Genomic DNA, 8,044 nt, shown 5'->3' with positions numbered 1-8,044 from the left:
TACCTTGGATTTCATGATGCGGTGCCAATCCCCTGTGGGAGCGAGCTTGCTCGCGATTACGGTGTGTCAGCTCATATATCCGGCACTGACCCACCGCTATCGCGAGCAAGCTCGCTCCCACATTGGGATGTGGTTCAGTTCAGGCATTGGCGGGACTGGTTACAGCTACGCGATCAGCCGTGGCGGCCGGTCGGTACAGGATGTAGGAGTAACACCCCAGGCAGATCAGCCAACAGAACACCGCCGTCCACACGTTGTGGGAAAAGAAATGCGCCCCTTGCATCATCCGCCCCAGGGAAAACACCGTTCCCAACGTAAAGGCGAGTACCAGGGCCTGGCGGGCCAGGCGTGGACGGCGGTCGCGTAGCACAAAAAACAGCGCAAACAACGTGAACCCAGTGGCGGCGTGACCGCCGGGCCAGCATCGACCGGGTTTGTCCGTGGCCGGGCGTGGGCTGAGCAGTTCGCTATAGGTTTCCTTGCCACCGAATTCCTTCAGGCTCCAGGGGCATTGCACTGCTGTCACCGCTTTCATCGGCGTGACGAATGACGTCGCCAGTGCCAGGGACAGCACCAGGCAACCGAGCTCGCGCTTGAGCGGTTTGAGCCGGGCGATGAAGAACGAGCTGATGAATCCCAGGACCGCCAGCATGGAAAATACGATCACCACCTCTTTGGCCCGGTCGTGCAGAATGTCCTCCAGGAAAAAGCTGTGTCGACCGATAAATCCACCCGCCATCGGGTCGTAAAACAGCTTGGCCAGGTCCATGTCCAGCGTGGTCAGTTCCAGTAACACCAGAATCGCTGCGACAACGGCAGGCAGGCCGAGGGCAATCCAGAAATTCAGGGGCCTGGAAGCGGGGCGGATGGCGGTGGAAACCATGGCAGTACCTTTGGTGGTGGGGGACGTAAGCAGCGCGATGCGCAGTCTGGTCTGTGTTGCGTCGGGACGGTGTGAATGTTGGGTGAAAAACTCGTCAATGCCTTGCAGTCTGGCTGTGGGTCCAGGCTGCCACAGCCGATACAATCCTAGCCGTCAGCCAAACTTGGCCGTAAGCTGCGCGGGCCAAGATGGCCGTTAATTGCGTACGCTGAGGTGCTCATGCGAATTCTATTGGTCGAAGACAACCGCGATATCCTGGCCAATCTGGCCGATTACCTGGGGCTCAAGGGCTATACCGTCGATTGTGCCCAGGACGGTTTGTCGGGGTTGCACCTGGCCGCGACCGAACACTACGACCTGATCGTGCTCGACATCATGCTGCCGGGCATCGACGGCTACACCTTGTGCAAGCGCCTGCGCGAAGACGCCCGGCGCGATACGCCGGTGATCATGCTCACCGCCCGGGATCAGTTGGACGATCGTTTGCAGGGCTTCAAGTCCGGCGCCGATGACTACCTGATCAAGCCGTTTGCCTTGTCGGAACTGGCGGCGCGGATCGAAGCCGTCATGCGTCGATCCCAGGGCGGTGGCCGGCGGGCTTTGCAGGTCGGCGACCTGAGCTATGACCTCGATACCCTTGAAGTGACGCGCGAAGGAAAGCTGCTCAAGCTCAACCCCGTAGGCCTCAAGCTGCTGGCGGTACTGATGCAGAAAAGCCCCCACGTGCTGCGCCGCGAAATCCTCGAAGAAGCCTTGTGGGGCGATGACTGCCCGGACAGCGACAGCCTGCGCAGCCACGTTCATCAACTGCGCCAAGTGATCGACAAACCGTTCGACAAACCGTTGTTGCACACCGTACATGGCGTCGGCTATCGCTTGGCCGAGGGCCGCGATGGAGTTTAAGCAGAGCCTCGCCCAACGGATCATCATCGCCTTTGCGCTGATGAGCGCACTGGTGGCAGGCGCTTTCGCCATGGGCATCGTGGCGACGGTCCACCTGGTGGAAGAGAAGCTGATTTCCGCCGGGCTTGGCGGTGATTTGCAACGCCTGCTGTTGATGGACAGTGTCTCGGACTGGAACCATCGGCCGGAACCCGACCAGTTGTTTTATTTCAGCGGCGGCCCGGGGGACTTCGAGTTGCCCAAGGATCTGCGCCATCTGGAGCGCGGTTTCCACGAGGTGTTTCGCGAGCAGTTGTCCTATCACGCCATGGTAGAGATCGTTGATGGACGGCACTACGTGTTGCTGCAGGATCAGAGCGATTTCGAAGAGCGCGAACGGGTGCTGTTCGCCGTGGTGCTGGTGGGTTTCGTGCTCAGCCTGGCACTGGCGGTATTTCTGGGCTGGGTCCTGGCACGCCGGGTAATGGCGCCGGTGGTTCGCCTGGCCCGGCAAGTGCGTCATCGCGATCAGCTGCTGGGGCTCGCGCCGCCGCTGGCCCCGGATTATGCCGCCGATGAGGTGGGTGAACTGGCGGTGGCGTTCGACGCCACACTGGGGCGCTTGCGCCAGGCCTTGACCCGCGAGCGGTTGTTCACCAGCGACGTGAGCCACGAGTTGCGCACACCGTTGATGGTCCTGGCGACCTCTTGTGAGTTGCTGTTGGAAAACCCGGCGCTGGACCCGCGCGGTCGAACCCAGGTCGAGCGCATCAATCGGGCCAGTGAAGAGATGCGCGAGCTGGTGCAGACCTTCCTGATGCTCGCCAGGGCCGAGCGTGAAGACAACGGCATGTCGCCTCGACTGACCTTGGGGCAGGTGGCCGAGAACCTCCTTGGCGTGTGGCGTGCCCCCATCGAATCCAAAGGTCTGACGCTGATCTTCGAACCTGGGCAACCCGTCGACACCCTGTATAACGCCACGTTCCTGACGGCCGTGATGGGCAATCTATTGCGTAACGCCCTGCACTACACTGACCAGGGTTTTATCCGCCTGTCGCTGACCACCACCGGATTCGTGGTCGAGGACAGCGGCGTGGGGATTCCAGAGGAGAAGCGCGAGGCGATGTTCGAGCCGTTCGTGCGCGGAAACGAAAAACGCGGTGAGGGATTGGGATTGGGCTTGTCTCTGGTGCAGCGCATCTGCGAGAACCAGGCTTGGACAGTCAGCCTCAGTACGATGGAGCCCAATGGTTGCCACTTCGAGGTGGAATTGAATCCAGAGGGCTAAACCTCCATGCCGAAAAGTCTTGTAAACATTGGAGCGTTTACCTGACTTTATTTTCACAAAGGCATGACATTCCGATCCATAAGGTGGGGCCGATCAGTCATTGAGGCCCGCCTAATGTCCAAGCCCATCAAGCTGGAATTTTCTGAAAAATACGACGAGCAGCACGCCAGGGAATATTTTCATAAGCACCGCCGTGGCTTGAGTCGCCGTCTTTCCAATCAGCGAGATCAACAACTGGCCCGGCGTGCATTGGCCCTCGTCGGAGACCCCGGCCTGGTCCTGGACCTGCCCTGCGGTGCCGGGCGCTTCTGGTCTTTGTTAGCCGAAAAGCCGAATCGAGTCATCATCGGCGCGGACAATTCCGAGGCCATGCTCAAGACCGCAATGGAGGCTCAACCGACCGATGTGGTGAAACGGGTACAACCCTTGCACACTTCTGCGTTCGACATCGCGTTGCCTGATAACGCCGTCGATAGCATTTTTTGCATGCGTCTGTTGCACCACATCGGTGAACCCGTGCACCGACTGGCGATTCTGAAGGAATTCGAGCGTGTCAGCCGCGACAGTGTGATCGTTTCATTGTGGGTTGATGGCAATTTCAAGGCCTGGAAACGCAAGCGTCTGGAGCGCACTCGTGGGCAGAAAGACTACCAGAATCGATTTGTGTTACCGACAGATACAGTAGAAGAAGAGTTTCGGCAGTCTGGGTTTCGCATTCAGGAACGGCTGGATTTCCTACCGCTCTATGCCATGTGGCGAGTTTATGTATTGCGCAAGAGGTAAGGGCATGGGTGTACAGGCAGCAGAACCATCAATGTTTCTTCTCGACGACTTTGAACATTTCTGGAGTCAGCAGGGTGATTGGGTGGAAGAACCTAATGTACGTCGCGGTGGTGAAAGCGGCGTGCAGCGGATCAAGAGCAAGGATGGCAAGCTGCTTTATGCCAAGCGTCAGACCGGACATATTTATCGCAGCTGGCTGCACCCATTTGGTAGACCGACCGTGCTGCGCGAGCAAGACGCACTCCTGGCGTTGACCCGACTGGATGTTCGCGTCCCCCAGCTCATTTTCTGTGGCGCCCAATGGGACCCGGTTCACCAGTGGCGTGCGCTGCTGGTAACCGAGGCGCTGGAAGGTTTTGAAGAGATCGAGCACTGGTATGCCGGGGGGGGCCGCGAGCGCCATGGCGAAGCCGTGCATGATCAAATCCTCCTGGCACTGGCTGAAAACCTGGCCCGCATGCACAAGGGCCGTTGGCAACATGGCTGTATCTACATCAAGCACGTCTTTGTGCGCGTGACCGGGGAGGGCGAGGCGGCCAAGGCCGAAGTGGCTTTGCTCGATTTTGAAAAGTGTCGCCAGCGTCTGACCGCCCAACGTGCGGCATCCCATGACCTGAAGCAGCTGCGGCGCCACTCGTCGTTCAGCGAGGCTGACTGGAAAAAACTGGTCTATTTTTACGAGGCGGCGTTTGGCAGCGCTATCAAAGGTTTATAGCGATGAAACTAGAAATTGCTAGAGGTTTGTTTTTAGTCGGAGCTCTGGCAGTTGCGTCGATGGCGGTGGCTGTCTGGGAACAGCCTCGTTCGCAGATCCTCAGTGCGTCCAGTGCGGGTGCGTATTGTCCGCTGCCGCGTGTGGCAAAGACCAGTGAGGCGATCCGACCGGACGATGATCTGTTGCTGTTCATGTTCAGCCTGTCCCAAGGAATGAGGCCGCAGAGTTGAACATCACGAAGCCCAAAAGGCCTCGCTTGTGCGAGGCCTTTTTTTTTCCTGCCGCAATCTCCAGTCGAGCACTGAAACCTGTGGCGAGGGAGCTTGCTCCCGCTGGACCGCGAAGCGGTCCCAATCGATTGCTCAGGTAGCCTTGGTGCATTGACGACTGCTTTGCAGCCGAGCGGGAGCAAGCTCCCTCGCCACAAAAAACCTCCTGTTCCCTTCTGGCCGCCGTCAGGGTTTATCGGGCTTGGCCAGCAGCGTGTAGACGCAAGGCAACACGAACAGCGTGAACAAGGTGCCAATCGACATCCCGGTGGCGATCACCGTGCCAATGTCGAAGCGGCTCACCGCCCCGGCGCCTGTGGCGAAGATGAGCGGCACCATGCCGAACACCATCGCAGCGGTGGTCATCAGCACCGGCCGCAGACGAATCGACGCGGCTTGTTCCACGGCTTCCCGCGGTGTCAGGTTCTGTTCCCTGCGCAGCTGGTTGGCGAATTCGACAATCAGGATCCCATGCTTGCTGATCAGGCCAATCAACGTCACCAGCCCCACCTGGGTATAGATGTTCATGCTCGACCAGCCGAGGAACAACGGAATCAAGGCGCCGCAAATCGACAACGGCACGGTCACCAGGATCACCAGCGGGTCCCGGAAGCTTTCGAACTGCGCGGCCAGCACCAGGAAGATAATTGCCAAGGCCAGGGCAAAGGTCACCCACAACGCGCTGCCTTCCTGTACGAATTGGCGTGAAGCCCCGGCGTAATCGAAGGCGAACCCCGCTGGGGCTTCCTCCCGGGCGATCTGGCGGACGGTCTCGATCGCCTCGCCCATGCTTACGACGGGAAAGCCCGAAATGGTCACCGCATTGAGCTGCTGGAACTGGTTCAGCTGTCGCGGTCGCGCCCGGTCGCTGACCTTGATCAGGGTCGACAGCGGGAGTGATTCACCCTTGGCATTTTTCACGTAGTAGTTGTTCAACCAGTCCGGGTTGTCCCGGAAGGGGCGTTCGACCTGGGCAATGACCTTATAGCTGCGCCCCTCGAGGGTGAAGCGGTTGATCTCGGCTTCACCCAGCAGTGTCGCCAGGGTACCGCCCAGATCCTGCATCGAGACGCCCATCTGGGCGGCCTTGGCGCGATCGATATCCACCACGACTTCGGGTTTGTCGAACGCCAGGTCAATGTCCATGAAGGCGAACTTGCCGGATTCCAATGCGCGCTTTTTGACACGCTCGGCAATCTCCAGCAGCGTCGCATAATCCTTCGGCGAGTTGATGACGAACGCAAATGGCAAGCCTTCGCCAGTGCCCGGCAGTGAGGGCAGGTTGAAACCGAAGATCTGCAAACCAGGCACGCTTTCGAGCTTGGCCTGGACCTCTGGCAGGATTTCCATCTGGGTGCGGCTGCGTTCGTTCCAGGGCTTGAGCAGGAAGCCGCCGATGCCCGACTGTACGCCGTTGTAGCCGTTGATCTGGAACGAGGAGTAGTACTCCGGGAACTCCTTGAAGATGGTAATGAAGTGATCGGTGTAGGTGTTCAGGTAGTCGAGGTTGGTTGGCTGCGGGGCGTTGGCCATCATGAAGATGATGCCCTGGTCCTCGTCGGGGGCCAGTTCGGACTTGGTGAACATGATCAGCACCGGGATCAGCAGCAGTACGATCACGGCGAACACCAGTACCACCGGCCGGGTGTTGAGCGTGCCGTGAAGCATGCGCTGGTAACGGCTCTTCAAACGCTCGAAAACCATGTCCAGCCGATGGGCCAGCCCCGAGGGGTTCTCATCGTGGCGCAGGAGCATGGCGCACATCATCGGTGACAAGGTCAGGGCGACGATGCCGGAGATCACCACCGCCCCGGCCAGGGTCAATGCGAACTCCTTGAACAAAGCGCCCGTCAGGCCCTGGAGCAGGCCGATCGGCGCGTACACCGCCGCCAGGGTGATGGTCATCGAGACCACCGGCATGGCGATTTCTCGAGCACCTTCTATCGCGGCGTCGAATGGTGTCTTGCCTTCCTCGATATGCCGGTGAATGTTCTCCACCACCACGATGGCGTCGTCCACTACCAGGCCGATGGCGAGCACCATGGCCAGCAGGGTCAGGAGGTTCATCGAGTAGCCCATCAACTGCATGAAGAACATCACGCCGATCATCGACAGCGGGATGGTCACCACCGGGATGACCACCGAACGCAGGGCACCGAGGAACAGGAACACGACGACGATGACGATCAGCACCGCCTCGAACAGGGTTTTCACCACTTCGTCGATCGAGGCCTGGATGAACAGGGTGGCGTCGTAGGCAATCTCGGCCTTGAGGTTGGCCGGGAGCTGGGCCTCCATGTCCGGCATGATCTTGCGTACTTCCTTGATCACATCCAGCGGGTTCGCACCGGGTGTGGCCTTGATCCCTATGTACACCGAGGGTGTGCCACCAAAGGAACTGATGGTGTCGTAGTTCTCGGCGCCCATTTCCACGCGGGCGACGTCTCGCAGCAACACCCGGCTGTCGCCGTCGGTCTTGAGCGGGATCGCGGCGAAGGCCTCGGCGGACTTGAGTTCGGTGTTGGCGTTGATGCTGGTGACGATGTATTCGCCTTTCACTTCACCGGCGGCGGAGAGGAAGTTGTGCTGGCGCACGGCATTGGTTACGTCGGCGGCAGTCAGGCCGAAGCCGGCGAGCTTGACCGGGTCCAGCCACAGGCGCATGGCGAAGACCTGGTTGCCGAGGATCTCCGCCTCGGCCATGCCGGGCAATGTCGCCAGCTTGGGCTGGATCACCCGTGACAGGTAGTCGGTGATCTGCGGGTTGTTCAGTTCCTTGCTGAAGAAGCTGATGTACATCAGTGCCGAGGCATCGGCGGCCTCGCGGCTGAGGACCGGGTCTTCGGCATCCTGGGGCAACTGGTTCTTGACCTCGTTGGCCTTGGCCAGCAGTTCGGTAAAGAGCCGGTCGCTGTTGGAGCCGATGCGGGCATAGACCGAAATCACCGAGAAGTTCTGGCGACTGACCGAGGTCATGTAGTCGATGCCCTCGGCACTGGCCAGGCTCTGTTGCATCGGTTGGGTGATGTAGCCCTGGATGGTCTCGGCGTTGGCCCCGGGGTAGGCGGTGGTCACCGTGATCAGGGCGTTTTCCATTTGTGGATACTGACGCAGGGGCAGCTTGCTCCAGGCCTGGAAACCCAGGAGCACGATCAACAGGCTGACCACGGTGGCGAGCACCGGACGGCGGATGAACGGATCGGTAAAAGCCATGGGGGTTCCTT

General features: G+C 59.8%; 7 protein-coding genes. 5 read left to right on the top strand and 2 right to left on the bottom strand.

The annotated features are described in order from the left end of the window. Positions 1–139 precede the first annotated feature (139 nt). Positions 140–883, bottom strand: a complete 744-nt coding sequence (locus V7773_RS25625; protein ID WP_336075947.1) for a phosphatase PAP2 family protein — start codon at positions 881–883, stop codon at positions 140–142. A 219-nt stretch (positions 884–1,102) separates the two neighbouring features. Between V7773_RS25625 and colR the strand changes: the two genes are divergently transcribed. From colR to V7773_RS25600, 5 genes are all read left to right on the top strand, one after another. Then, positions 1,103–1,786 carry a two-component system response regulator ColR gene (colR, locus tag V7773_RS25620; protein ID WP_058544498.1) on the top strand — a complete coding sequence of 228 codons (684 nt, stop codon included), beginning with the start codon at positions 1,103–1,105 and terminating at the stop codon, positions 1,784–1,786. Continuing rightward, positions 1,776–3,053: a sensor histidine kinase gene (locus V7773_RS25615; RefSeq protein ID WP_063324665.1), complete on the top strand. Its 1,278-nt coding sequence runs from the start codon at positions 1,776–1,778 to the stop codon at positions 3,051–3,053. The genes colR and V7773_RS25615 overlap by 11 nt, the downstream gene beginning before the upstream one ends. Positions 3,054–3,167: 114 nt before the next feature. After that, positions 3,168–3,836 carry a class I SAM-dependent methyltransferase gene (locus V7773_RS25610; RefSeq protein ID WP_336075945.1) on the top strand — a complete coding sequence of 223 codons (669 nt, stop codon included), beginning with the start codon at positions 3,168–3,170 and terminating at the stop codon, positions 3,834–3,836. 4 nt (positions 3,837–3,840) lie between these two features. After that, complete coding sequence (locus tag V7773_RS25605; RefSeq protein ID WP_336075944.1) at positions 3,841–4,551, top strand: lipopolysaccharide kinase InaA family protein; 711 nt, start codon at positions 3,841–3,843, stop codon at positions 4,549–4,551. Between the two features lie 2 nt (positions 4,552–4,553). Next, positions 4,554–4,781 (top strand): hypothetical protein, encoded by a 228-nt coding sequence (locus tag V7773_RS25600; RefSeq protein ID WP_336075943.1) that lies wholly within the window; start codon positions 4,554–4,556, stop codon positions 4,779–4,781. A 225-nt stretch (positions 4,782–5,006) separates the two neighbouring features. Here the strand turns inward: V7773_RS25600 and V7773_RS25595 are convergent, their stop codons facing one another. After that, entirely contained in the window at positions 5,007–8,033 is a 3,027-nt protein-coding gene (locus tag V7773_RS25595) for a multidrug efflux RND transporter permease subunit (RefSeq protein ID WP_063324669.1), read from the bottom strand. Positions 8,034–8,044: the final 11 nt, after the last annotated feature.

The sequence above is a fragment of the Pseudomonas sp. 3JA genome, from assembly GCF_036961705.1.
Taxonomy (GTDB): Bacteria; Pseudomonadota; Gammaproteobacteria; order Pseudomonadales; family Pseudomonadaceae; genus Aquipseudomonas; species Aquipseudomonas fluorescens_Q.
The sequence above is the reverse complement of the archived record's forward strand: the minus strand, read 5'-3'. Positions and strand labels throughout refer to the sequence as shown.